At 66.3% G+C, this 25,266-nt stretch carries 24 protein-coding genes and 1 tRNA gene; 5 read left to right on the top strand and 20 right to left on the bottom strand.

The window, feature by feature from the left end; genetic code table 11:
- Positions 1-2: 2 nt before the first annotated feature.
- The 3 genes from GO986_RS02825 to GO986_RS02835 form a co-directional block, all read right to left on the bottom strand.
- Positions 3-1,181 (bottom strand): zinc-dependent alcohol dehydrogenase, encoded by a 1,179-nt coding sequence (locus GO986_RS02825; RefSeq protein ID WP_157457720.1) that lies wholly within the window; start codon positions 1,179-1,181, stop codon positions 3-5.
- A complete protein-coding gene (locus GO986_RS02830; protein WP_157457721.1) occupies positions 1,178-1,939 on the bottom strand; it encodes an SRPBCC family protein in 762 nt (253 codons plus the stop codon). Before GO986_RS02830 ends, GO986_RS02825 begins: the two co-directional genes overlap by 4 nt.
- Before the next feature lie 178 nt (positions 1,940-2,117).
- Positions 2,118-3,137, bottom strand: a complete 1,020-nt coding sequence (locus tag GO986_RS02835; protein WP_157457722.1) for an SDR family NAD(P)-dependent oxidoreductase — start codon at positions 3,135-3,137, stop codon at positions 2,118-2,120.
- Positions 3,138-3,521: 384 nt separating this feature from the next.
- Here GO986_RS02835 and GO986_RS02840 point away from each other — a divergent pair, with 384 nt between their 5' ends.
- On the top strand, positions 3,522-4,421 hold the full coding sequence (locus tag GO986_RS02840) for a cobalamin-binding protein (RefSeq protein ID WP_157457723.1): 900 nt from the start codon (positions 3,522-3,524) through the stop codon (positions 4,419-4,421).
- Positions 4,422-4,684: 263 nt separating this feature from the next.
- On the opposite strand, the gene GO986_RS02845 is transcribed toward GO986_RS02840, so the two are convergent.
- The 7 genes from GO986_RS02845 to purE all read right to left on the bottom strand — a co-directional run bounded on the left by GO986_RS02845 (position 4,685) and on the right by purE (position 11,447).
- Complete coding sequence (locus GO986_RS02845; protein WP_157457724.1) at positions 4,685-4,891, bottom strand: hypothetical protein; 207 nt, start codon at positions 4,889-4,891, stop codon at positions 4,685-4,687.
- A 141-nt stretch (positions 4,892-5,032) separates the two neighbouring features.
- Positions 5,033-5,974, bottom strand: a complete 942-nt coding sequence (locus tag GO986_RS02850; RefSeq protein ID WP_157457725.1) for a LysM peptidoglycan-binding domain-containing protein — start codon at positions 5,972-5,974, stop codon at positions 5,033-5,035.
- 85 nt (positions 5,975-6,059) lie between these two features.
- A complete protein-coding gene (locus tag GO986_RS02855; protein WP_157457726.1) occupies positions 6,060-7,220 on the bottom strand; it encodes a hypothetical protein in 1,161 nt (386 codons plus the stop codon).
- 52 nt (positions 7,221-7,272) lie between these two features.
- A complete protein-coding gene (locus GO986_RS02860; RefSeq protein WP_157457727.1) occupies positions 7,273-8,115 on the bottom strand; it encodes a metal ABC transporter substrate-binding protein in 843 nt (280 codons plus the stop codon).
- The gene (locus tag GO986_RS02865; RefSeq protein WP_157457728.1) at positions 8,112-9,185 is read right to left on the bottom strand and encodes a CobW family GTP-binding protein; all 1,074 of its coding nucleotides are present in this window, start codon (positions 9,183-9,185) and stop codon (positions 8,112-8,114) included. Before GO986_RS02865 ends, GO986_RS02860 begins: the two co-directional genes overlap by 4 nt.
- 640 nt (positions 9,186-9,825) lie before the next feature.
- Positions 9,826-10,953 (bottom strand): 5-(carboxyamino)imidazole ribonucleotide synthase, encoded by a 1,128-nt coding sequence (purK, locus tag GO986_RS02870; protein WP_157457729.1) that lies wholly within the window; start codon positions 10,951-10,953, stop codon positions 9,826-9,828.
- A complete protein-coding gene (gene purE / locus GO986_RS02875; RefSeq protein ID WP_439648694.1) occupies positions 10,950-11,447 on the bottom strand; it encodes a 5-(carboxyamino)imidazole ribonucleotide mutase in 498 nt (165 codons plus the stop codon). Before purE ends, purK begins: the two co-directional genes overlap by 4 nt.
- 140 nt (positions 11,448-11,587) lie before the next feature.
- Between purE and GO986_RS02880 the strand changes: the two genes are divergently transcribed.
- The 4 genes from GO986_RS02880 (at position 11,588) to GO986_RS02895 (ending at position 14,360) form a co-directional block, all read left to right on the top strand.
- The gene (locus tag GO986_RS02880; protein WP_369409106.1) at positions 11,588-12,766 is read left to right on the top strand and encodes a glutamate ligase domain-containing protein; all 1,179 of its coding nucleotides are present in this window, start codon (positions 11,588-11,590) and stop codon (positions 12,764-12,766) included.
- A gap of 37 nt (positions 12,767-12,803) precedes the next feature.
- Positions 12,804-12,879 (top strand) — tRNA-Lys (locus tag GO986_RS02885).
- Positions 12,880-13,146: 267 nt separating this feature from the next.
- Positions 13,147-13,509 carry a hypothetical protein gene (locus GO986_RS02890; protein ID WP_157457732.1) on the top strand — a complete coding sequence of 121 codons (363 nt, stop codon included), beginning with the start codon at positions 13,147-13,149 and terminating at the stop codon, positions 13,507-13,509.
- A 566-nt stretch (positions 13,510-14,075) separates the two neighbouring features.
- Complete coding sequence (locus GO986_RS02895) at positions 14,076-14,360, top strand: hypothetical protein (protein WP_157457733.1); 285 nt, start codon at positions 14,076-14,078, stop codon at positions 14,358-14,360.
- 101 nt (positions 14,361-14,461) lie between these two features.
- On the opposite strand, the gene GO986_RS02900 is transcribed toward GO986_RS02895, so the two are convergent.
- The 10 genes from GO986_RS02900 to nuoL all read right to left on the bottom strand — a co-directional run bounded on the left by GO986_RS02900 (position 14,462) and on the right by nuoL (position 25,263).
- Positions 14,462-14,935: a hypothetical protein gene (locus tag GO986_RS02900; RefSeq protein ID WP_157457734.1), complete on the bottom strand. Its 474-nt coding sequence runs from the start codon at positions 14,933-14,935 to the stop codon at positions 14,462-14,464.
- Positions 14,936-15,108: 173 nt separating this feature from the next.
- Positions 15,109-15,876 (bottom strand): MBL fold metallo-hydrolase, encoded by a 768-nt coding sequence (locus GO986_RS02905; RefSeq protein ID WP_157457735.1) that lies wholly within the window; start codon positions 15,874-15,876, stop codon positions 15,109-15,111.
- A 62-nt stretch (positions 15,877-15,938) separates the two neighbouring features.
- A complete protein-coding gene (locus GO986_RS02910) occupies positions 15,939-16,340 on the bottom strand; it encodes a MerR family transcriptional regulator (RefSeq protein ID WP_369409107.1) in 402 nt (133 codons plus the stop codon).
- Between the two features lie 770 nt (positions 16,341-17,110).
- Entirely contained in the window at positions 17,111-17,506 is a 396-nt protein-coding gene (locus tag GO986_RS02920) for a GlcG/HbpS family heme-binding protein (RefSeq protein ID WP_157457736.1), read from the bottom strand.
- Positions 17,507-17,680: 174 nt separating this feature from the next.
- On the bottom strand, positions 17,681-18,175 hold the full coding sequence (locus tag GO986_RS02925) for a hypothetical protein (protein WP_157457737.1): 495 nt from the start codon (positions 18,173-18,175) through the stop codon (positions 17,681-17,683).
- Between the two features lie 10 nt (positions 18,176-18,185).
- On the bottom strand, positions 18,186-19,130 hold the full coding sequence (locus GO986_RS02930; RefSeq protein WP_157457738.1) for a phosphotransferase enzyme family protein: 945 nt from the start codon (positions 19,128-19,130) through the stop codon (positions 18,186-18,188).
- A 102-nt stretch (positions 19,131-19,232) separates the two neighbouring features.
- Entirely contained in the window at positions 19,233-19,850 is a 618-nt protein-coding gene (locus GO986_RS02935; protein WP_157457739.1) for a hypothetical protein, read from the bottom strand.
- 592 nt (positions 19,851-20,442) lie between these two features.
- Entirely contained in the window at positions 20,443-21,900 is a 1,458-nt protein-coding gene (locus tag GO986_RS02940) for an NADH-quinone oxidoreductase subunit N (RefSeq protein WP_157457740.1), read from the bottom strand.
- 1 nt (position 21,901) lies between these two features.
- Positions 21,902-23,347: an NADH-quinone oxidoreductase subunit M gene (locus GO986_RS02945; RefSeq protein ID WP_439648690.1), complete on the bottom strand. Its 1,446-nt coding sequence runs from the start codon at positions 23,345-23,347 to the stop codon at positions 21,902-21,904.
- A complete protein-coding gene (nuoL, locus tag GO986_RS02950) occupies positions 23,344-25,263 on the bottom strand; it encodes an NADH-quinone oxidoreductase subunit L (protein WP_369409108.1) in 1,920 nt (639 codons plus the stop codon). The genes GO986_RS02945 and nuoL overlap by 4 nt, the downstream gene beginning before the upstream one ends.
- Positions 25,264-25,266 lie beyond the last annotated feature (3 nt).

Genomic DNA, 25,266 nt, shown 5'->3' on the forward strand with positions numbered 1-25,266 from the left:
GCTTAGGCCCAGGGATTCAGGACCACCTTGATGCAGCCGTCGTGCTTGTCGCGGAAGGTTTTGTAGAGGGCTGGGGCCTCGTCCAGTGAGGCGCGGTGGGTGACCACGAAACTGGGGTCAATCTCGCCGGCTTCAATGCGCGAGAGCAGCGGCGCGATGTGGCGCTGAGTGTGGGTCTGGCCCATCTTGAACGTCAGCCCCTTGGCAAAGGCCGCGCCCATCGGCACCTTGTCGATCAGGCCGCCGTACACGCCGGGCAGGCTGACGGTGCCGCCTTTGGCGCAGCTCAGCAGCGCCCAGCGCAGGGCTGTGATGCGGTCAAAGCTCAGTTTCAGCCGCTGCTTGGCCGTGTCCACCAGGGCGCCGGGACCGTGCCCGTGGGCCTCCATGCCCACCGCGTCTATGACGTGGTCGGGGCCGCGCCCGCCGGTGGCTTCACGCAGGGCCACCAGCACGTCGTCCTGCTCGTAGTTGATGACCTGGCACCCGGCCGCCTCGACCATTGCCAGGCGTTCAGGCACGCGGTCCACGACGATGACGTGGGCCGCGCCCAGCATCTGCGCGCTGCGGGCGGCAAATTGGCCCACGGGGCCGGCCCCGAACACTGCCACCACGTCGCGCCCCGGCACGATGCCGCAGTTCTCGGCGGCCTGGTAGCCCGTGGGAAAGATGTCGGTCAGGAACAGCACCTGTTCGTCGCGCAGGTCGGATTCAATCTTGTGTGGGCCAATGTCGGCAAACGGCACGCGCACGTACTGGGCCTGCCCGCCCGCGTAGCCGCCGTACATGTGCGAGTACCCAAACAGGCCGCCGCCGCTGACCCCGCCGTACAGCGCCTCGGCCATACGGTGATTGGGGTTGGAGTTGTCGCAGGCGCTGAACAGGCCCCGCCGGCAGGGGTCGCACACCCCGCAGGCGATGTTAAACGGCACGACTACGCGGTCGCCTGGCTTCAGCTTTTTTACGTCCCGGCCGACTTCCACGACCTCACCCATGAATTCGTGGCCCAGGATGTCACCCTTTTCCATGCTGGGAATCACGCCGTCCAGCAGGTGCAGGTCCGAGCCGCAGATGGCCGTGGAGGTGATTTTGATGATGGCATCGGTGGGCAGCAGCAGCGTGGGGTCGGGCACAGTCTCCACGCCGACCTTGTTCGTTCCCTGCCAGACAATCGCTTTCATGCGGCACCTCCCTGGGGCGCGCGGCCGCTGCTCTGGCCCTCGGTGGTGGGGGCAAAACCCAGTTCCTGCTCCCGTTTAAAACGCATCAGGTCGTCGCGCAGCTGCTGGGCGGGTTCCTCGCCAGTCAGGCGGGCCACAATGGCGCCCGCCGTGCCCGCCGGCGGGCGGTAGGTCAGGCGCACCACGACCTCGGTGCCCCGGTGACCGGGGGCCGCGCGGAAGAGGACCTCCCCGTGGTTGGGCACAGACGCGCCCTCCACGCTGGCCCAGGCCAGGCGCTGGCCCGGCTCGTCGGCGGTGATGTCGGCCTCCCAGCTCACCTCGCCAGTGGGGGCCTTCACCGTCCAGCGCGAGCGCCTAGCGTCCAGCACTTCTACCCGCTCCAGATGGGTCATCAGGCGGGGAAGGCCAGCCAGGTCGCGCCAGACGGCATACAACTCGGCGGCGGGTTTGCCGACCGTCACAGCGTCACTGACCAGCACCTCGCCCTCTTTGGTCTGACGGATCTTCAGGGCCGTGGCCAGTGGGTTGCGTCCGGTGGCCGCCAGTGCCACCAGGCCGGCCCCCACCCCACCCAGCACGATTTTTTGCAGGGGGCGGGCGCTGCGCAGGCCCGCGCCCATCAGGGCCACACCTACTGTGCCCACCACCGAACGCTCGCGCGCAAGCATGTGGGCTCCGGTGCTGTGGGTGTCCGGAGTATCGGAAGCGGAATCGGAAAGGGCGGGAGGGGTGGGCTGGGTGTCGTCCTGACTCATGGTGACCTCCTGAAAGCTGTGGGCGCAGTCAATCCAGCGCGGGCGGGCAGGAGTGCGGTCTGTCTTACTGTGTGACCACTGCCTCAAGGCCCAGGCGCTCTCTGCTCGCCCAGATGACAGCGGCGTCAAGGCAGTGGCCAGGGGACCTAGGGCCGCGCTTGAGTTGCACCAAGGTGTCTTAAGCTCCGGCCTCTCCCCCGCTCTGTCCGGCTGGTTTCTGGTTGAACTCGGCTTCAGCAGCACTTTTCAGCGGGTTGGCACGGGTCAGGGCGGTCTCGACCTCACGGCCAGCCACCGCCTGCGTGGTCCGGCCAGGGCCCGGCAGCAGGCGGCTGCCTAGCGCCAGCAGGTCGGCGGTCAGTTGCGGCGCCAGTGCCTGCGCGGTGCTCAGCAGCCAGGCAGGGGCGCCAATGGTGGCCTCGGCGTCGCCGCGCACCAGGGCCGTGACGATGCGGCGGGCCGCTTCATGGGCGTCCAGCGTGAGCCCCGGCAGGTTGTCCAGGGTGGCAAACAGGGTGTACTCACGCGCCTGCTGGCCCTTGATGGGGGCGTTGCGGGGGCTGCCAGTCCGCATCAGGCCCGGCAGTACGGTGGTGACGGTCACGCCCTCGCGGGCCAGTTCAGCGCGCAGCGCCTGTCCCAGCCCCGCAGCGGCGAACTTGCTCACCGAATACGGCGCCAGGTGGGGCACGGCCACCTTGCCGCCCAGCGACGACACGATGACCACGCGCCCGCCGCCGCGCAGGTGCGGCAGGGCGGCGCGCACCAGCCGCAGCGGCGCCAGAGCGTTGACCTCCAGAGACTGCCGGAAATCGGCTTCGGTGGTGTTGGCCAGCGGCCCCACCTGAATGATGCCGGCGTTGTTGACCAGCACGTCCAGGCGGCCGTGGGCGCGCACCGTTTCGGCCACAGCCCGGTCCAGGTCAGCCGCCTGGGTCACGTCACCTGCCACCACACTGACACGCCCCGGCGCATTCAGGCTGGCCTGGGCGCGGTCCAAGTCGGCCTCGGTGCGGGCCATCAGCGTGACGCGCGCGCCGCGAGTCAGCAGTTCCTGGGCCAGCGCCAGCCCCAGCCCCCGCGAGCCGCCCGTGACCAGCGCCACCTTGCCGCTGAGGTCATAGGGGGGCGTCAGGGCGCGGCGGGCGAGGGTGGCCCCCACGGTGGCGGCCAGCAGCAGACGTTTCGGGATTCGCATACGGGCATTGTGTGCGGCCAACTTTGCGGAGCAGCCCTGCATGAAGAGGACGACAAGTTCAGGTTGAGGGATATGGTCCTAGCCTGTGGAAAGGGGCGCATAAGTGGCGGCTGTAACTCGCGGTCGTCGCTTCGCTCAGAGACAGCAGGGGGCGTGTCCGCTCTTTGAAGGCCCTCGACATATAGGCGAAGCCCGCGTTACGGGGCAGTACGGGAACCCCTCAAAGTGTTGACCTCCCTTCTGACAGCGGCTGACCCAGGAGACACCAGGGCAGAGACTAGGAGGATGACCAATCACCCCTGATCAGCCGGGAGCTCTGGCGTGTGCCGCCGACCGTCACCAGCTTCACGTGACCCAGGCGCGGCTGCTCTACCCTGGGACCCTATGACGCTCACCGCGCCTACCCGCATTGTTAGCCTACTGCCCAGCGCCACGGATTTGCTGTTTGACCTGGGGCTGGGCGGGCAGGTCGTGGGCGTCAGCCACTCCTGCGACCACCCCGGCGCGGCTGGCCAGCCGGTGCTGACCCGCTCGATTGTGGACGCCGGCGCCCCGCAGGCCGAGATTGACCGCGCCGTAAGCGAGGCGGTGCGAGAGGGCCGCGCCCTGTACCAGGTGGACGGCCCGCTGCTGGACACCCTGCATCCCGACCTGGTGGTGACGCAGGGGGTTTGCGAGGTCTGCGCGGTTACCCCCGGCACCATTGAAACGGCGGTGCGCTACCTGCCGGGCTGCCTGCCCGCCGCCCAGGTGCTGAGCCTGGAAGGCCGCAGCGTGGCGGGCATTCTGGACGACCTGCGTGCCCTGGCCGGCGCCGCCGGAGTGCCGGAGCGCGGCGACGCGCTGGCCGCCCAGGCCCGTCAAGACTGGAACGCCGTGGTGCCCGTCACCCACGCGCCGCGTGTGCTGACGCTGGAATGGACAGACCCGCCCTTTTACGGCGGCCACTGGGTGCCTGAACAGGTGGAGCGTGCTGGCGGCGTGAATGTTCTGGGCGAGGCAGGCACCGACTCGGGCCGCGCCACCTGGGCGCAGATTGAGGCGCTGGACCCGGACGTCGTGGTGGTGATGTGCTGCGGCTTTGACCTCCCCGAGAACCTGGGCTTTGCCCACACCCTACTGGGACGCGGGCTGCGCGCGGTCCAGACGGGGCAGCTGTGGGCCACCGACGCGAACGCCCTGTTTAGCCGTCCGGCCCTGGGCGTGGTGCGCGGCGCGGCCGTGCTGGCCGATCTGCTGCGCGGCCAGCCCACGCCGGGTGCCAGTGTGCGGGTAACGGCCTGAGACGAGCATACTGAGAGTAACTTTCTGTTGCCTTGATGCTGAGCCGTCGCCACCTGTTCTTTCACAAAGGCCGCTGTCGGCCGGCAAAGACCCGCCTCGCCAAGCCGCTCAGGCACGCCCACAAGAAGGAGTCCCGCAACCTCTGGACGGTGCCATCCGCCAGTGCCCCCTCTCAGCGCAGGTCGCGGCCTCTTCCTCAAACACGGGCATGGTTGTGCTCACACGAACTGAACGGGACGCCCTCAACCCGAAAGGAGCCAGCCCTAACCTGCCCGCCAGGCCCGCCACCACCCCCGCACCGACCAGCCCCAGGCGGCCAACGTGCCCAGACCCAGCAGGGCTACCACCAGGGGCGGCCACCCCACGCCAGCCGCGTACAGGGTCAGCAGGGCGCCCAGCACGCCCACCCCAAATACCGACCAGAACAGCAGCCCCAACAGCTGCACCACCAGACCAATCAAAGCGTCCATGCGGTCAGAGTGACGCAGGGGGCATGATGGGCGGATGGTGGCCTGTAGGGACCAGAACTGAGGGCATGGAACCTCACACGGGGGATGCCTTCAGGTCCCGTCCATCAGCCCGGCGCACAGCCAGCCAGCAGCGCAACCTGCTTAGCTGTGGCCCACCAGCCGGCGCACGAGGGCGTCGTAGCCCTTGGGGTACACCGGGAACATCTGACGGCCCTGGGTATTCCACAGCACGTCGAAGCTGCGGTAACTCATGTAGGCCAGCGGCCCCACCATGCTGTCACTGACCCACACCAGCCCGGCCTGGTCGTCGTAACCGCGCACCACCCGGAAGTGCGGCACCTGGCCTGTGCGCTCGAACCACTGCAAGACGATGACTGGAATGCCCAGGGCCAGCAGCCGCTTGACCTGTGACAGCCGCGCCTGACGCACCGTCAGGGTATTCAGACCAAACTTGGAGAGTTCCGGGGCGATGGCGCTGATCTGCATGTAGCCGCCGCCAGGCCGGGCTGTGCGCTGAATCACGTCCTGACCGATCTTCACCCGGTAAAAGCCCAGCACCGAGGACAGCGCGCTGGGCCCACAGTTGTTGTACGTCTGGTAACTGAAGGACAGCCCCGGCAGGTAGGTGCGAATGGGCGCCTCGTCTCCCACCGGCAGCCCCAGGTCCGTCAGCGCCCAGCCGATAAAACTGACCACAGTGGCGGGCGGCGCCGCCGTCCAGGCCCGTGGGCCGGTCACCTGGGCCGGGTCCGGTCGGGGGCTGCCGGGCAGCGGCGCCGCAACCGCCGGAATCGCTGCCGCGCGCGCCGCCGGCGGTGCGGCGGTGACTTGCGGCGCAGTGGCCTGGCCCGCGCCCGGCGCCGCTGGCAGCTGAAGCACCTGCCCTGGCCGCAACGCCGCGCCACTTAGGCTGTTCAGGCGCTGCAACGTCTCGACCGACGTGCCCACGCGCCGCGCCACGGCGTACAGGGTGTCCCCGGCCTGCACGGTGTAGGTGCGGGCGTCTGCCGCGCCCAGTGCGAGGGCCAACGCGGCGCCCAGAGCCCACAGGGACCGGCGCCCACCAACCAGCTGTTTTCCCATTGACCGGGTCATCTTAGCGCCGCTGACCCGGCCCAAAGATGTGACGCAGGGCCGGCCACAGACCCCAGCCTGCCCACCTTCCAGTTCAGTGCTGCTCTCCGGTGGCCTGGGTCAGCGCCAGCATGGCCGGTGTCCCGCCCACCGCCAATCGGCGCGAGACTTTCAGGTCGGCCAGGGCCACCTCCAGAACCTCACCTGTGGCTGGGCTGGTCAGGTAGGCGTGGGCGGCGCCCAGCGTCATGGTGGGCCGCACAGCCGCCTTGTCGGCCGGGTCGGTGGGGGCCACCAGTCCGGCGCTGCTCAGCACGCGGCCGGTGGGGGCGTGCAGCAGGTGCAGCGCGCCGTCGGCCGTCAGTACTGCCAGGCGCTGCCCATCCGCAGTGAAGGCAAACTTGAGGGGCGCGGCGGGCAGCGCAACAGCCGTCAGGGCCGGGTCGGCCGCCGTCCAGCGGGCCAGACCTGCGCCAAAGTTGCCGTACAGCGCCGCACTCCGCTCATGCGCGGCCACCGTGCCGACCCGTGTCCCCGCCGGGGTACCTGCCGGGTTGGGCAGCTTGCGCGCGCTGACCGTCTGCCCCTGGACAGTCACGGCCAGCACACCGTCGGTGCAGCCAAAGTAGGCGGCCCCGCCCTGCACCACCTCACCATGCAGGCCAGGGCAGGGCACGTCCAGGGTCCTGAGCAGGCGGCCGGTGGACAGGTCGTAGGCGTCCACCCGGTTCAGGGCCAGATACCCGCTCAGCAGCACGTCACCCAGCAGGGCTGGGGCGCCGTGGTCGGGGGCCGCCACCTTCACCAGCCGCATGTCATTCGTTTTGCCCAACAGCAGCTCGCCAAAGACGGCGACGTCACCGCCCCTGTCGTTGAAGATGGCAATCTGGTCGCCGTGGGCAAAAAAGTGGGTGGGCTGCTGCCCCACGTTCAGGGTGGCCAGGATGTGGGGCGCCTTTTGCACGAGGTCACGGTGGTCACCGTGGTCAATGGCCCCCAGCCCAGAATGCAGCACGGTCACGCGGTCGTCGTCGCGGTGAATGGCGTAGGCGTAGGTGCCGCCAGGACCAGCGTACAGGCCACTGAGCTTGCCGGGCGTGCCAAAGCTGGCCAGCGGGGTGCCGTCTGCCAGGTTAATGACACTCAGGGCGTGGGTGCGGGCGTCAGCGACCACCAGGCGCGCGGCAGTGGTCTCGGCCAGGGCGGGGGTCGTCAGGGTCAGGGCAGCGGTCAGCGAAACAAGGATGGGGCGCATGGTCAAACTCCTGTGAAAGAAGGCGAACGGGGTGGGCGAGGGGGCTGAACCGCTATTTCAGGGCCAGCAGGAGGGTGTCGCGGTTGCGGCGCATCATCTCGGCGTAGCCCGGGGTCTGGGCGCTGCCTTCGGGGTCCAGCACATAGAGAGGCACGCCCGCTTCGGCGGCGACGGCGCGGGCAGGGCCAGCGGGCAGCTGCGGCTCGGCAAAGACGGCCTTTACCCCCAGGACACGAATGGTCTTAACGGCCTGAGCCATCGTCTGGGCGCTGGGTTCCAGCCCTTGCAGCGGGGCCAGGGTGCCGACCACCCGCAGGCCATAGGCGCGGGCAAAGTACCCGAAGGAGTTATGAAAGGTCAGCAGCGCGCCGCCGCGCACGGGGGCCAGCGTGCGCTCAAGTTCGGCGTGCAGCCCCGTCAGGCGGCGCGCTTCCTGCTCGGCGCCCAGGCGGTAGGCAGCGGCGTGGGCAGGATCGGCCTGGGCCAGGGCGCCGCCCACGGCCACAGCCGCCTGCGCCATCAGGCCGGCGTCCAGCCACCAGTGGGGGTCGGTGGCCCGGCCGGCGCGCAGCCGGGGAAACGGCAGGGTGTCGCCCAGCTTGACCACGGCGGCGCGGCTGCCGCTGGCCCGCACATACCGCTCCAGCCAGTCGTCGGCGCCCAGCCCGGCCATGATGACCACATCGGCGGTTTTCAGGCGGGCAATGTCGCGCACCGTGGGGTCAAAACTGTGCGGACTGGCCCCCACCGGCACGGCGCGCTCCACCTGGGCGGCGTCTCCGGCCACGCGCGCGACCACGTCGTACAGCGGCTGAAACGACACGGTGACCTTCAGCGGCGCGGCGCTGGCGACTGACAGGGCCGCCAGCAACGCTGTCGCCGCCGCGCGCCTCATGGGTGCTGCACCGCGGCGCTCAGGAGCGCGTCCAGAGCGGCGCCGTCCAGATCACGGCCAATAAAGACGATCTCACTAAAGGCCTGGTCCGGCGAGAGCCACTCGCCAGCCTGTTCCAGCGCCAGTTGCCGCCCCGTGTGGTTCCAGAGGGTTGCCGCGCCGTCCCCCAGGTTGACCCAGCCTTTCGAGCGAATGACGTTGCGCGGCAGGCCACTGGTCAGGGCGGCCGTGAAGCGCACAGGGTCGAAAGGCTGCTCGCTGCGGTAGATATGGGTGCCCAGGCCGTAGGTCTCGGACTCGGGCGTGTGCACCTTTTCCAGTTCGGCCATCCAGGCGTCCATCTGACTGGCGGTGTCAAAGTCAAAGAGCCCCACCCCCAGAATGTCCTCGGCCGGCACCTGACCCCGCACGGCGTCCAGCACGCGGGCGCGCGGATTGGAAAGCCGCAGGAGCCCGCGCAGCGCCGCCACGTCACCCGGCGCCGCCAGGTCCAGTTTGTTCAGGACCACCAGGTCGGCAAACTCCAGCTGCTCGGCCAGCAGTTCGCCAAAGCCCCGCTCCTGGTCGTCACCGGGAATGGCGTCGGGCCGGTTCCAGAGCGTGAAGAACTGGGCGCTGTCCACCACGGTGACCATCGCGTCCACATGCACCCGGCCAATTAGGTTGGGCAGCTCTGGCTGGCCGTCTTCCGGTGCCAGGTCCAGTTCCTCAGGGGTGAGGCAGAAGGTCTGGGCAATCGGCAGCGGCTCGCCAATCCCGGTGGACTCGATCAGGATGTGGTCCAGTTCGCGCGTGTTCACCAGATCAGCCACGGCGTAGAGCAGGTCGCCGCGTAGCGTGCAGCAGATGCAGCCGTTAGACAGCTCAATGGTGCCCTCGTCGGTCTTGACCACCAGATCGGCGTCAATGTTCACGGCGCCAAACTCATTGACAATCACGGCAATTTTCTGGCCCCTGGTCTGGGTCAGCAGGTGATTGAGCAGCGTGGTCTTTCCTGCTCCCAAAAACCCACACAGCACGGTGATGGGGACAGAGGACGACGGGGACCACTGAGAAGAAAGCGCATCCATATTTGATATTGATAACACAGTATCAATATCCAGGGAAGAGTGGGTCGGATGAGCTGGCTGGACAGGCGGGCTAGGGATGCCTGAGTTCACGAGAGGAATGTCGTGTAGCAGCGGCAATTCTCAGTCCTAGGGGCTGCAGGAAAGCCTCCTATCAGAGACGGCTCTCAGCGTCTGCTCTGCCGCTGTCTGTGGCTACTTGTCCTCTGTAGCTCAGGCGACTGCACGTCGTCCCAGCAAGCACAGCCTTGGTCAAAGGTGCGCAGCGGGACTCGGGCGCCCTTTGTAGAACGACAACACAGTTCTGTTTCGCAGCGCTACACAGCGATTCGCTCTGCTGCGAAGTTCTGCTGGCCCGCTTCAATGAGCGGCGAGGGGGCCTTCTATGCAAGACGCCTCTCCCCCGCCGGACAAGGTGAACCGGTGCTACACCCAGCGGGCTTGCAGACAGGTTCAGGATGTAGGCAAATCACAGGAGGACGCGCGATCTGGGACAGCCCCAGCCCTGCCGACGCCACGCTCCCGCTATGTACTGCTCCCGCCTGCATAGGTCTTTTTCAGAGCATGCAACCGCTGAAACCGTAGCGGTAGCCCAGCCCAAACCACCGGCGCTCTGCACACGCCTGCCGAATTCGTCACCGCTTTATGGAATGAGCGTCAGCAACTTGTCCAGGCGGGCCTGCAACGTCTCCGCATCTGGCGCCGTCAGGTTGACATGGCCCAGCTTGCGCCCAGCGCGCCACGCCTTGTGGTACAGGTGAACGTGGGTGCCGTCCAGCGCGTCAATCCCGGCCCAGTCGGGGTGCAGCGGCTGACCGTCCGGGTCAGTTGCGCCCACCACGTTGACCATGGCGCAGGGGTGCAGGGGGCGCCAGTCGCTGAGCGGCCAGTCCAGCACAGCGCGCACCTGCGCCTCGAATTGACTGGAAGCGCCGCCGTTCTGGGTGAGGTGACCACTGTTATGCACCCTGGGGGCCACCTCGTTGACCAGCAGATCGCCGCCCGCCACCTGAAAAAACTCAAGGGTCAGTAGCCCCTCCAGCCCCCAGGCTTCCGCCACAGCGGCGGCCAGCGACCGGGCGCGGACCTCGGTGCCTGCCGGCACGCGGGCCGGAAAGACGCTGCTTCTCAGAATGCCCGCCCGGTGCACATTTTCCACCAGCGGCCCGCAGGCCACCTGACCCGAGGGAGCGCGCGCCACCGCCAGACTGAGTTCCCGCTCGAAAAGCACCAGGCCCTCCAGCACGCAGGGCACGGCGCCCAGTTCCGTCCAGGCGGCGCGCAGGCCCTCAGCGGTGGTCACGCGGGCCTGGCCCTTCCCGTCATAGCCCAGTTCACTGGTTTTGAGGATGCCCTGACCGCCCACCTGGTCCAAGGCGCCCTCCAGGTCGGCGGCCGTTTCAATGGCGACAAAGGGTGCGGTCTCGGCCCCTGCCGCGCGCAGGGCTTCTTTCTCCCGGACGCGGTGCTTGCTGCGCGCCAGCACTTCGGCGCCGGGGCGCACCGGCGCCCGGCCATGCAGGGCGCTGAGGGCCGGCAACGGCACATTCTCGAATTCCAGTGTGACGGCGGCGCAGGCCGCCAGTTGCTCCAGGGCGGCAGGGTCGGTGTAGGGGGCCCGCAGGTGCGCGGCACACAGCCGCGCCGGAGCCTCGGGGTCCGGTTCCAGCACCGTCACGCGCACGCCCAGCGGCAGGGCCGCCAGCGCCAGCATCTGCGCCAGTTGCCCGCCGCCCAGAATCCCCAGCGAAGGCTGCGAAGCGCGGCTCATGCTGTGCCCGCCTGGGGGTGACCCTCAAAGAAAGGGTCGTCCAGCACCGCCTGGGTCTGGGCGGCCCGGAAGGCGTCCAGCCGGGCGCGCACGGCCTCGTCGGTGGTGGCCAGCAGGGCCGCGGCAAACAGCGCGGCGTTTTTCGCCCCCGCCGCCCCGATGGCAAAGGTGGCCACCGGCACCCCGGCGGGCATCTGCACGATGCTCAGCAGGCTGTCCTGGCCGCTCAGGGCGCGCGACTGCACCGGCACACCCAGCACCGGCACGCGCGTAAAGGCCGCCAGCATCCCCGGCAGGTGCGCCGCGCCGCCCGCCCCGGCAATGATGCAGGCCAGGTTCAGGCGCTCGGCCCGCGCGCCGTAGGTGGGCAGCAGCGCCGGCGTGCGGTGTGCCGACAGCACCCGCACCTCGTAGGGCACGCCCAGGTCTCCCAGCAGGTCCAGCGCGCCCTGCATGGTCTCGAAATCGCTGCGGCTTCCCATCACGACGCCCACGCGGGGGAGGCGGCTCTGCACGGCAAGGTCAGTCACGGGCTGCATGCTAACGCGGGGCCTGCGCCGGTGCCGGGCCGCTGCTGGACAGGAAGAGCCGCCCCCCTCTGCCAGGTGCCTCCGCGGTGTCTTACCCTGACCCTGTGTCCGAGCGTCCCCCTGCTGCCCCCGACTACACCTGGCTGTATGCCCGTACCCGTGCGGGCCGGGCCCGTGGCCCAGAAGGCGCGCGGGCGCTGCTGGACAGCCTGAGCCGACCCGACCGCGCCTTTACCAGCGTGCGCGTGGTGGGCACCAACGGCAAGGGCAGCACCTGCGCCATGCTGGAAGCCGGCCTGCTGGCCGCCGGGGTCCGCACAGGCCGCTTTACCAGCCCACACCTTCACGCCTACGAGGAGCGGATTCGGCTGGGCGGCGTGAACCTGCCGCCAGAGCGCACCGCCGCCTTTATTACCTGGGCACAGACCCACGCCCCGGACGCTGCTTTTTTCGACCTGACGCTGGCCCTGGCCTGTCAGGCCTTTGCAGAGGGCGGGGTGGAGGTGGCGGTCATGGAGGCAGGCGTCGGAGGCCAGAGCGACGCCACGCAGGTCCTGGAGCGCGTGTCGGCCGTGGCCCTGACCAATGTGGGGCTTGACCACACCGCTACCCTGGGCGAGACGGTGGCGGCTATTGCCCACGACAAAGCTGGGGCCGCGCAGCCGGGCGTGCCGCTGCTGACGACAGCCGAAGGCGAGGCGCTGACGGTTATTGAGCAGGTGGCCCAGGAACGGGGGGCGCCGCTGCTGACCCCTGCCACCCACCCGGCCCTGTTTGCCCTGCCGTACCCTCCGGCCCTGGCCGGCGCACATCAGCTTCAGAATGCGGCCCTGGCAGCCGCAACCCTGCGCACGCTGGGCTTTGACGCAGGGGTTGAGGCGGCGCTGACGGCCGCCCACCCCGCCCGGCTGGAACGCCTGCGGGTGCAGGGTAAGACTGTGCTGCTGGACGGCGCGCACAACCCCCACGCCACCCAGGCGCTGGCGCGGGCGGTGCCGGCGGCCGACGTGCTGCTCTTTGGCGGCCTAGCCCGCAAAGACACGGCAGCCACCCTGGCCCCGCTCCTTGCGGTAGCCCCGGTGCGGGTGTTTACCGCACCCGGCGACCTGGCCGCACCACCCGCCGAACTGGCCGCCCTGTACGGCGGTGAGGCCGACCTGGACCCGGCGCGCGCCCTGGCCCGTGCTCTAGCCCTGACTCCAGCGGGCGGCACCCTGCTGGTGGCGGGCAGCTTGTACCTGGCGGGGACGGTGCGGGGCCTGCTGGCGCCAGATTTGGCTTGACAGCCTCCCTTGCGGCCCGTATACTTCCTTCCGCTCTGGGTCGTTAGCTCAATTGGCAGAGCAGCTGACTCTTAATCAGCGGGTTGTAGGTTCGATTCCTACACGACCCACCAGACAAAGCCTCGCCTAGCGCGGGGTTTTTTTGTTTTTTCTTCTGCATAGTCCTGATTGATTCTGGCACTCCCCCAGCACGACCCCAATACAGCGGCTCTGCATCAACTCGCGCGCTTGCGCTGCGAAAAGGCCGCAATAGTCAACTCGGCCGCTGATCTCAATGATGCTGCAGCCTTTCGCAAGGTCTTCGGCCAGCCCCTTGGATTGAGGTTTGCCCTGAGTCCGTGGGTTGATGGCCGAGGGCGTGGCTGGGCAAGCTGATTGGTATGGAATATGTCCAGGCCGTTCTGTTGCAACTCGCCTTTCAGGTGCCGCTCCTGGCGCTCTGGATCTTCGGAATTGTGATGGCGGCCCAGCGGCGCAGGGTCTACCCCGCCTTGACTTGGGTGGTGGTGGGGTTGACCGCACTGTGCCTCCTGCGGCTGGTGAGCACCGGGGTCAACATCGGGCTGCCCCTGTGGGCATCCGGGCGGGGGTATTCGGCGGTGGCGACAGGGCAACTGCTGGCGGTGACCGGAATAGGCCAGCTGGTGGTGGAACTGAGCGCGTGGGTTTGCCTGCTGGTGGGGCTGTTCGGCGTCATGCGCCCACAACCGTCCGGCGTGCGGCAGAGTGCTGTAGAGAAGTGATGGCAAGGGGCTGATTAGCCGAGCCAGTCGCCCGTGTGGGACATAGCGCCGGATCTGGCTGACTGGCTTGCTGGGTGGTGGTCTCAGCACCGGCCTACTGGTCCTGCTGATCGCGGTGTTTCCACCGCCGTCATGTTCCGTCGACCGCCCTTGGTCAGGCATGTAACGGGCTTCCTCCTACCTTGCGTGCTTGCCGCCGGTCCTGGCATAGCGGCGCGGTTTGCGGCACCACTCAGGGGCGCGCAGTTTACCGTTGCATCGCGGCTCCTTTGGTGTCTGGCCGCGCTGTTCGTGATTTCGCGGTATTCCTTTTCTGGCTGCCAGAGTCATCATCGCTGTCCGCCGGAGAGCGCAGGAATGCACGTCAGCGCATCCGACACCCGACCCTACACCACTGGCCCTTGCTCGAGCTCTACATGTGGCGGGGGCTGTATTCGCGCTAGTCAGCGCTCTTCTGCGGGTCATCACCTTCCAGCTTGGTTGTGCCCGCCGCCCAATGATCCGCAGACGTAGCGGGGTTCACAGATCAGACAACAGGCGCTGCTGAGCCCACGTACCGTGAAGCGATGAATGGTGCCTTAAGTCTGACCCTGAGCTTTGGCGTGCTCGCCGCAGGCCTCATCTTCGCTTACGGCGTCTGGCTGGATCGCCGCGACATCGGACGGCGCGCTGCCCTTGGTGTGTTGGCCACCGCCGCTTTCGCCGCCATGCTGCCTTTCTTGATCGCGCAATTGGCGCCTGGCCTCGCCGCGTACGCTACCCGTGGACTTTCAGGCTTGTTCCTCCTGATGGCCTGGAGCATCACCGGGGTTTGCCTCGCGTTTCTGCCCTGGTTGGTCGCTGGGAATTGATTAGAGGTGCTCTGCCGCGACGCACGGCGTGACTGAACATGCAATAAGAACCCACCTGGCCGTCAGACAAGTGGGGCTTTTTCCTTATAGGAGAGCGGAGGTTACGGTTGCGCTGTCACGCGCGTGAACTCTACAGAGCTGTAGTCCTCAGCCTTTTCCTCTTCGGCCCAGGCGATATAGCCACCATGCCGCTGAGGCTGGCTCGACCCGGAAAACAGCCCGCTCATGCGCCCTTTGTAAATGCCGCCTTGCAAGAGCTGGAGAGTCCATGTGGGGAAGATCCGTCGAGTCGTCTGCGGTTTAAACGCATGGGCTTCATTCGCTTGGCCCTCACCTTTGACCACGTATTGTTCGTTACGAAAGGTCAGCGTGCCAGAGATCTCGTAGGTCTCCTGATTTTTGTAGGTTGCGGTGGTTTCGAGACGAAGCGGCTCGGTGGTTTGGGCATTGCCTGGTTTGGCCGTCCCCTCAAACGTGCCGTGCAGAACGCGCGCATCGGTCGGGACCATCACAGGTTCACGGGGGCTGCACGCGCTTAAGGTGCCAAGAAGAATGAGACCTGCCAGGAGACGCATGCCGACAAGATAGAGAACTGGAGTGGCCGCTCATTCAGACCGCGCTGAGGGGCACCACTCTCAGCGCCAAAAACCTGCGCCAGCAGCCTTAACAGGTGGCCGCGCTGGACCATGACGGCGCGGCAGACCTGGCCGCCACACTGCAGCGCTGGGGGACTGGGAATTGATCCACGTCATGCTGGCGAGCCAGGAGCGGCGAAGATGAGTGATTCGCCGTCTGCGGGAATGCGGAGCTGCGTTGGGCTGATTCCAGCAGCAGTGGCCGCTTCTCGCAGCGCACGCCGCGACGTCGCCGCATGGTCCACAGCTTCCAGATGGGTGGCGACCACAGTGGCTTGGGGCGCGGCCTGACACACCGCCACAGTCTGCTCGGCGTCCATGATGATCGGCAGGCCGTCCCAGAGTGCCCCACCTGAATGCGTCACGATGACCTCTGGCTGAACACGCATAGTAGTCTCCAGCACCGCCGGCGTGAGGATGGTATCGCCAGCCCAGTACACCGTGGGCTCCCCGGCGGCCCGCAGCACGAAGCCCATCACTTCACCCATCAGTGGCAGAACGTGGCCAGACCCATGTGTCCCAGGGGTGCGCTCGATCAAGAGGCCCAGCCCCTGCCACGACGCCTCAAGGGGCGTAACGTTGGTGAATCCCAGGCGGCGCAGCGCCTCTACATCTACGCCCTGGCAGAGGATGGGCATAGAGGAAGGCAGCAGCTGCTGGGCGAGCGGGTCAAAGTGATCCGGGTGCAGGTGTGAAATCAGCGTCAGATCTACGCCCTCAAGCACAGCCTCGGCTGGAACAGGCAGTTCAGACGTGGGGTTCGGCTCATGCCCCCCGATGGTGGGCAGGCTGTGCCGAGGGGCCAGGTAGGGATCAATCAGCAGGGTGCAGCCGGCATAGGTCAGTCTGAGGGTGGCGTTACGGATGAGCTGCAGGCGCATAGAGAACCTCCGGCACAGGGCCAGGACAGGAGGCAGTGCCTCCCAGACAGAGTGGGTGGGGATTAGGGGTGAACCGAGGGCGGGTGATCAGGTGAAGCGTTGTCCATCTGCTCTTGCAGGCGCCGCATCTGAGCATGGAGGGTGTCCCGCATCCGCTGAACGGCGCTCAGATGCGCGTCCACCTCCGTCAACTTGCGCTGATAGAACGCCAGAACGTCTGCCGTGGGCACTGTCAGGTCGTCTACCGAGCCATTCTGAAAACAGGGCGCCGAGTGACGAATCTCGTCCAGGCGAAAGCCGACGCTCAGAAACAGGCGGATGAGCCGGACCTGGTCAACGTCAGCTTCTGTGAAGACACGGTAGCCATTCTCGGTGCGTGAGGAGGCCAGCAGGCCCAGGCGGTCGTAATGCCGCAGGGCACGGGCACTGACCTGGGTGCGGTGAGCGAGCTGACCAATCTGCACGGGAGCAGCCTAAACCTTGACACCTATGTCAAGGTCAAGTGGGTCGGGTCACGACCAGCGTTGGTGAGGTGGTCTGCACTGTTCATCTGAACCAGCGAGCCCAGTGCTCCAGTGGCGCCCCTATGACGAGAAAGCGCCGCCGCAACCACTCTTTTCCCCGCCCGAATCCCTGGGTCACCCGCCTGAACACCCTGCTACTGTGGCTGGATTTGGGCCCACTGCTCATCTTTTGAAGCAAGCGGACTGAGTGCGTAAGCTTCACGGATGCTGTACCTGAATGCCCCGCGCCCACTGTGCATCAGACCAGAGAAACCATCAAGGTGGCTGAGAGACCCTGCCGGCTGTTCAAATGGATGCCTTGAAGGGGATGTGTGCACGCAAAACTCCCCCTATGCATTGGGGACAGATCAGGAGTATCTAGAAGGAGGCAAGGGAAAAACGCGTTTCAGTCGAAACAAAACCCGTATTCACAGGATTTATTCGGCAGAACTGCGCAGAAGTGCTGCCTGATCGCATGTCCCAATCAGCAGGTTGTAGGTTCGATTCCCACACGAGCCACCGGAACAAAGCCCCGCCTAGCGCGAGGTTTTCTGATTTTCTCTTTCTATCCTAAGAGTGTTTTGCTGGTGTGGTCAACCACCTCTCCTCCCCCTCAGCTCTAACAGGTAGAGCCGCACGCCTCTTCAGGCTGTGGTGAAGAAGGGCAAAGTGAAGGCGCCGCCCAAGAAAAAGCCCCCACGGGTGTGGGGACAGAGAGAGCCGAAGGCCGGTCAGAAAGCTGCAGCGCCAGCTTCTGCGACGGTCTGGTCCTGTTCCCCCGTGCCGCCACTGACGCCGATAGCGCCCACGACCTCACCGTCACGCTTGAGGGGAATGCCACCCGCGAAAATCATGACGCGCCCACCGTTCGAGACGTGAATGCCGAAGAATTGGCCGCCCGACTGACTTTCGGCCGCAAGGTCCTTGGTAGAGAGGTCAAAGGCCCGCGCGGTAAACGCCTTGTTGATAGAAATGTCGATGCTGCCAATCCAGGCTTTGTCCATGCGGACATGGGCGACCAGATTGCCACCGCTGTCCACGACAGCGACGTTCATGGGCTGGCCAATCTCTTCGGCTTTCTGTTCGGCGGCGGCGATGACTCGGCGGGCGTCAGCAAGGGTCAACATAAGGCTCCTTTGGAAACGGGGACGACAGGGAAAGTAGAAATGAGGCGTCCCTGCGCAGCATAGGCAACACACGCCTGACCTGCCCTGAGCAACAGTTCACCCTGGGACGTCCGCAGAAGTGACACTTGAGCTGACCTCGGGGCCCTCGCACCCCACCAGCGCGGCGCCAGAGGGTCAGGTGTGAGGGATGAACCCCAGGGCCTCACGGGGCGGGCGAAGAAACAGGCCCCGGTAGGTAACATCAACGAAGCCATGCTCCTGGGACAGCACGCCCCCGGACTCAAGCAGCATCAGGAGAGGTTCATAGGGCTCATCACAGAAGGCCGGAACTAGCCACCGCTTGCCCAGGATGTCTTTGACCAGGGCAAACTGGAGCATCCACAGGGCGAGCCTTTGAATCAGAGGCGAGACCGCGAGGGATTGAACGAAGTCCAGATGGAATGCGGGACTGCCCAGTGCCGGCAGGATGGTCCCGGCCACGTTGAAAAAAGGCCAGTGGGGCGGCCGCACCAGAACAGCGAACCATGAGGCTCGCCGCAGGTACTCCCGGAAAAGCAGAATGTGAAAGTCAGGATCTGTGGGCTCGGCCTGCCAGTCCACCTGCTGGAGCCGGGCCAGGGTGGCGTTGACGTGATGCTGGGATTCGGGTTTGTGCCTGAGGCTGTGCATCCGCCGCTGCTCAGGTAAGGGCAAAGGGCTGGGGCAACGTAAGCAGTTCAAGCCAGACCTCACGGGCAGCCTCATCCTGCCAGCCTTCCCCCACCTGCGAGAGTTGCCACAGCGATTCATCCATCCAGGCGCACAGCAGCACGTCCGGCCACATCTGGTGCTCCAGCGGGGTCAGGTCGATGTGCTGGGTGTAGCCGCGCAGGAAGGTGGCCCACTGGGCCGGGGTCATCAGCTGCGCCGGGCCGCTGTGGAGGCTGGGGTCCAGATGAAACGAGAGGGCCGTCAGCGCAAGGTCGTACACACGCGGCATCCGCGCGGCGTTGTCTGGGTCAACTAGCACCGGCTCACCAGACGGCAGGTAGACGAGATTGGCCGCCTTATGGTCCCAGCTGCAATTGACCATCGGCAGGGACTGGCTGACGGCGCGTGGGAGGGCCCCGGTCAAATACTGGGTCTGCCGCTCAGCCAGCAGGGCGGCGGGCCTGGCCGTGCTGAGCTGGGCCCTGGCCAGGCCCTCAAGGACCTCATCGCTCAGGGCCTGGAGGTCGCTGGCCGTAAAGGCGCGCACGGACGCCAGGTGTGGCAGGTCAAACGTCTGATCTGGCGCCGCCGCGTGAATCTGTCCAAGAAGAGCGCTAGCCCTCTCCAGGTCCTGGTCCAGCCCCTGATAGCGCCGGCCCTCAACGAAGGGGTACAGCACCCAGCGGGAGGAGTCGCCGGCGCCCTCTGGCAGCAGGACGGTTGGGCTGGGGAGGGGGGCAAGAACCTGGACACCAGCCTGGGCGAGGGCCTGACTCCAGGCGGCGATTCCTGGGGCGTGGTTCAGACTGGTCCGTTTGAGGACGGCCCGGCGGCCAGTCAGCTGGAGAGCCCAGACATCGGCGTGGGCGCTGAGCCGCACTGCCTGGGTGTGAGGAGGAAGATCAAAGTGCGCCAGCAGGGGGGCGAGGTTCATAGGGCCACGGTAGCGGTCACAGCGTGACGGCTGGATGACGGCGACAGGGAGGCAATGTTGCTCTGGCCTGCTCAGACCTTTGACGGCCTCTCAGGGTTGTCTTTAGCGCACTTTCCAGGCCAGAGCAACAGCTGCCGCTCCCGCTGGATCAAAGGCCTGAAGTTCACGTCGGTTGCAGGGCGTGGTGGGACGCGCAGCAAAGTAAGCCAGAGTCAGCTCGGCAAAGTATTCCTCTGACCGGCTCATGGCATAAGCGTCAAATTCGGCGTCGGTGTAGTGGCCTGTCTTCCGGGCCTCCTGAAAGGCCGCCAGGACAGCAGGGTGGCGAAAGCCGTGGGCGCGGTCATCGTAAGCATGCGTCAGTTCGTGCAGCAGGAGGTTGTACTGGCCATGCGAAGCAATCAGGCCCTGAGGGTCAACCAGCACAATATCGCCGCGTTGCGCAGTCTGACTCCGAAGGCGGACGTACCAGGCCTGGGGTGCCAATCCCCCCGGCTCAACCCTGGGGTCAATCCACACCCGCACGCGCCGCAGTTGGCTGTGGCTCTGAGCCGGCAGGACGCGGAGGGCTTCTTGCAACTGCTCCTCAACCCGCCAGAACAGGCGGTCTTGCAACGCCGGGTCGGCCCGCAGAGCAGGCGCCAGAAGGACTGTAAACCCGGCCAGGGTCTGGCCCTGAACCTCGGCGAGGTCGGTCGGAGCAGAGAGGGTGTCACCCACCGTGCAGGCTGAACACAGAAGACCGAGACAAAAAAGCAAAATGCGCATGACTCCAGAGGTTTACGCTCTCGGCTGATCCAGCGTTCCGTCTGGGTTCACCTGACTGAAGATTTCGGAGCTATAGAAGGAGAGCAACGACGCGGCCGGCAGCTTGTGCGCCGGAGGCTGGAACACAGTTCAAACAATTGGCGCCGCATTCAAGAACCTGACTGTTACTCAAGGTTTGTGCACCCTGGCGCCCAGACCTGCAACCTAGAGCGCCCGCCGGTCTTGCCTCTGGTGCCCATCCGAGTAGGAGATGCGGGCAAGAAGGTCGCGCACTTAAAGCGATTTTTCTTCTCGCAGCACGGCCTGCCATACACCTATGCGGCGTACAAACACCCCAGGTATCCATGCAGCAGTAGGGCAGTTCAGCAGCGTCACCGACCAAGCGCATGGCTCGCCTCGTTGTCTCGCCTGCTCACTTCAATCTGATTGAAGACATGCCCCAGATCAGGAGCTACAGGACTTCTCTGATGTCTTGGCATGAGAGAGGCGCCGCCAGGTCTTCCCAGCGACGCCCTCACTTCCTCTTTGCTTGAGCCCAGGGTGCTTACCGCCCAGCCAGCAGACTCCAGATGCCCGGATTGGCCACCCAGCCGTACCACAGGTTGGGCAGCAGGCCCAACACCGTCACGCCGCCAACGCCCAGCGCCACGGCGAAGGTGGTGGGTGGGCGCTGACCGTGGGCGTACTCGCGGGCGGGCGTGCGGTCGGGCATGAACATCAGCATGGCGGGGCGCAGGTAATACACCAGCGCCGCCACGCTGGTCAGGGCGGCCAGGACACTCAACCAGACGTAGCCGTTCTGGAACGCGGCCTGAAATACCAGGTACTTCCCGAAAAATCCCGCAAACGGCGGCAACCCCGCCAGCGAGGCCAGGCAGATGGCCAGCGCCACCGCGTAGCCAGGGTGCCGGTAGTACAGGCCGCGCATATCGTTGTTCTCGAAACCCGCTTCGCTGCGCTGCAGGGCCGCCACGATGGCCAGGGCGGCGGCCGTCATCAGGGTGTAGATCAGCAGGTAATAGGTCAGGGCCGCGCCGCCCGCCTGGGGCGTACCCAGCAGCGCCATGGCCAGAAAACCAGTGTGGGCCACCGCCGAATACGCCAGCATCCGCTTGAAGTTGCTCTGCCGCAGCGCCGCAAAGTTGCCGATAATCAGGGTGGCCGCAATCAGAATTTGCAGGACCGAGTGCCAGCCCGGCGCGTCGGCCAGGGCGCCCGAAAACACCCGCAGCATCCCGGCAAAGGCGGCCACCTTGACCACCGTGCTGAGAAAGAGGCTGACACTGGTGGGCGCGCCGCCGTAGACATCGGGCGTCCACTGGTGAAAGGGCGCCAGCGCCACCTTGAAGCCAAAGCCGCACAGCAGCAGCAGCGCGCCGCCGACCAGAATGCCCACGTTCTCCGGGTTCAGACCCTGCACCGAGGCGACCCGCGCGGCAATTTCAGCGTAGTTCAGGCTGCCGGTCGCGCCGTACACGAAGGCCAGGCCGTAAATCAGCACCGCGCTGCCCGCCGCGCCCAGCAGGAAGTATTTGAGGCCGGATTCCTCGGCGCGGCGCGAGCCCTGCAGGGTGGCCAGCACATAGGAACTCAGGCTCATGATTTCCAGGCCGATCAGCATGACCACGAGGTCGCCCGAAAAGGCGATCAGCAGGCAGCCGGTCACGGCGTACATCAGCATGGCGTCAAATTCGGGAAACGACACGCGGGCCCGCCAGGCGGTGTCCAGCGTGACCAGCAGGGTCATCAGGGTGCCGATGAGCAACACGAAGGCCAGCAGCAGCGCGGCATTGTCGGCTACGAAGCCGCCGCCAAACGCCGTCAGGCCCCGGTTCCACAGCAGGGCCAGGCTGGCGCCCGACAGCAGCAGGGCGCCGATGTTGATAAAGGTCAGGGTACGCCTCGGCACCCAGAAGCCCAGCAGTGTACTGGCCAGGGCGCCGGCCAGCACGATCAGGACGGGCAGCATAGGGGTCAGAGCCACATCGGGGGGCGTCAGCATGTCAGTTGCCTCCCAGGGCGCTCAGCACCGTGCGCACGGCCGGCTGCATGAGGTTGAGGGCCGGAGTGGAATACACCCCGAACAGGACGAGAACAGCCAGCGGCAGCGCCAGCACCAGCCATTCGGTGTGGACGAGGTCACGCACGGTCACCGCACCCCGGGGCCGCGCTTGCCAGAAGGTCGTCTGAAAGGCCGTCAGGGCGTAGGCAGCGGCGGCAATCGTTGTGATCCCCGCAATGAAGGTCAGCCACGGCGAGACCTGATAGGCGCCCAGCAAAATCGAGAACTCGCCAATAAAACCTGCCAGCCCCGGCACGGCGATAGACGCGAACCACAGGGCCATCGTGAGGCCGCTCAGAGCGCCGGCCTGCGTCATGACACCGCCCACGCGGGTCTCCAGGCTGCCAATCCGCTCCTGCACCATGCCCACCGACAGAAACAGCGCGCCGGTGTACAGGTTCTGAAAGGCCAGCAGGTACATCGCGCCGATGACGGCGGTTTCGTTCAGCGAGAACACACCCAGACCCACAAAACCCATGTGCGAGAGGCCCGCGTAGGCCAGCAGGCGTTTCCAGTCGGTCTGCCGAAAGGCAATCCAGGCTGCGTACAGCGCGGTAAACGCCGCCAGACCCATCAGAATGGGGCGCAGTTCCAGGCTGGCGTCGGGGAACAGGGGAATGGCGAAGGTAAAGAGGCCATAGCCGCCCACCTTGTACAGGGTGCCCATCACGTCCGGCACGCCCGAGTCGTGATTCTGCTCGTGAAAGTCCGGCAGCCAGGCATGCAGCGGCCACAGCGGCAGCTTGACCGCCATCGCCGCCAGGAAGCCCAGATACAGCCAGGTCTGCGCCGGGCCAGTCACCAGGTGGGCCTTGAGGTCCGTCATGGCGAAGGTAGGGCTGCCGCCCAGGGCCTTGACCCCAATGATGCTCACCAGCATCAGCAGGCTGCCAAACAGGGTGTAGGCCGCGAACTTGACCAGCGCCCGCATGCGCCCAGCCTTGCCGTACATGGCGAGCATCAGCAGGGCAGGAATCAGGGCGTCTTCAAAGAACACGTAAAACAGCAGCAGGTCCTGCGCGGCAAAGATGCCAATCAGGCCCGTTTCCATCGCCAGGATGAGGGACAACATAGGTCCTGGGTTAGGAATGCGCCGCGCCGTGTACAGGATGGCGATGAATGACATGAACGCCGTGACCAGCGCCAGCGCGAGGCTGACCCCGCTCAGCTGCACCGAGTAGGTGATGCCCAGCGGCGGAATCCAGTCCCAGCGGAACAGCTCTGAGCCGCCGCCGCGCCAGATGGCCAGGCCCGCGCCCAGGGTCAGCGCAGCGATAAAGCCCGCGACCTCATCCCGGAAGGTCTTGGGCACCACCAGCAGCAGCAGACTGCCCAGCACCGGCAGAAAAATCATGAGGGTCGGCAGCCAGTCGGTCAGCGTGTTCATGCGCCACTTCCAATGGTTTTCAGGGCCCAGTACCCGATAATCAGGGCGGTGCCCAGCAGCATAGAGACGGCGTAGGCGCGCACAAAGCCGCTTTGCCACAGGGTGAACAAGCCGCCCGGCCCACTGGCGTTGCGCGCCACGCCGCCCAGGGCGCCGTCCGTGCCCCGGTCCACGGTGTCCAGCGCCCCGGCGATGGCCCGGCTGGGGTTCCCCACGAGGTTGTCGTACACGGTGTCCAGGTACAGGGCGCGGGTGCTGGTCTCGCCCAGCGGGCCGTCCGCGAGGCTGCCCCGGCGGTGTTCAAGGAATGCCCAGACCAGACCAATCACGCCGGCTGCCACCGCCAGCGCGGTCAGCAGCCATTCGGTGCTCACGGCGATTTCGTGGCCGTGGCTGGGAATGGCGCGGCCCAGGTAGGTGTCGAAGGCGTGTCCGCCCCCGAGGAACGAGGGGATATTCAGGAAGCCGCCCAGTGTGGCCAGCGCCGCCAGAATGCCCAGCGGCACCTTGGTCAGTAGATCGGCCTCGTGCGGGTGGCCGTGCCCCCGGTACGCGCCGCGCCACACCAGGAAGTACCATCGGCCCATGTAGAAGGCGGTCAGCAGCGCCACGCCCAGGCCAATGACGTACAGGCCAGGGTTGGCCTCGTAAGCGGCGGCCAGAATGGCGTCCTTGGAAAAGAACCCGCTCCAGATGGGAATGCCCGCAATCGCCAGCACGCCCGCCACCGAGACGATGTGGGTAAAGGGCATGAATTTGTGCAGCCCGCCCATACGCCGCACGTCCTGCTCCTCGTGCAGCGCGTGAATGACCGCCCCCGCCGCCAGGAACAGCAGCGCCTTGAAAAAAGCGTGGGTGAGCAGATGAAAGACACCCGCCGCGTACGAGCCCAGCCCCACCGCCATAAACATGTAGCCCAGCTGCGAGACCGTGGAAAACGCCAGAATCTTCTTGATGTCGTGCTGGTTGAGGGCCGACAGGGCGCCGTACAGGGCCGTCAGGCCGCCCACCCAGGCCACCCACAGCGAGGCGTTCGGGGCCAGTTCGTACAGGAAATGGCTGCGCGCCACCAGATACACGCCCGCCGTGACCATCGTGGCCGCGTGAATGAGCGCCGAGACCGGCGTGGGGCCTGCCATCGCGTCCGGCAGCCAGGTGGTCAGGGGCAGTTGCCCGCTCTTGCCCACCGCGCCCACCAGTAGGAACAGGCACGCGAGTTCGATGCCAGCGGCAGCCACCTGCGCGCCGCCTTCTACCCGCTCGGCCAGTTCGGGGATGGAGAGGGTGCCGTAGAGCTTGAACAGCAGGAACATCCCCAGCATGAAGCCCAGGTCGCCAATGCGGTTCATGATGAAGGCCTTGCGCGCCGCGTTGGAGTTCGCCACGCCCTCGCGGTCGCTGGCTTCGCGGACCTCCTGATTTGAGGCCTCGCTGTTGCGGCCGTTAAACCAGAAGCCGATGAGCAGGTAACTCGCCATCCCCACGCCTTCCCAGCCCACAAACATCAGGGGGTAGGAGTCGGCCAGCACCAGAATCAGCATCATGGCCACGAAGAAGTTCAGGAACGCGAAAAAGCGCGTGAACTTGGGGTCGTGGCCCATGTATGACAGCGAATAAACGTGAATCAGGAAGCCGACGCCCGTGATGATGAGGGCCATCAGCGCCGAGAGTTGGTCGTACCAGAAGCCCACCGAGAGGTTGGCATTGAGCGCCATGTTGGGCAGCCAAGCCCACAACGTTTCGTGGGCGGGGTCAGCCCCCTGACCTAGAAAGCGCAGCACGGCGACAATAAACGCCGCGAACACCGCGCCGGTGGCGAGCAGCCCGCCGGTCTTGGCCGGAAAGAGGCGCGGCAGGCACATGAGCAGCGCGAACGAGAGTAGCGGAATCAGCGGCAGGAGATAGAGGGCAGGCACAGG

Source organism: Deinococcus arboris, assembly GCF_009755355.1.
In the GTDB taxonomy this organism is placed as follows: Bacteria; Deinococcota; Deinococci; order Deinococcales; family Deinococcaceae; genus Deinococcus; species Deinococcus betulae.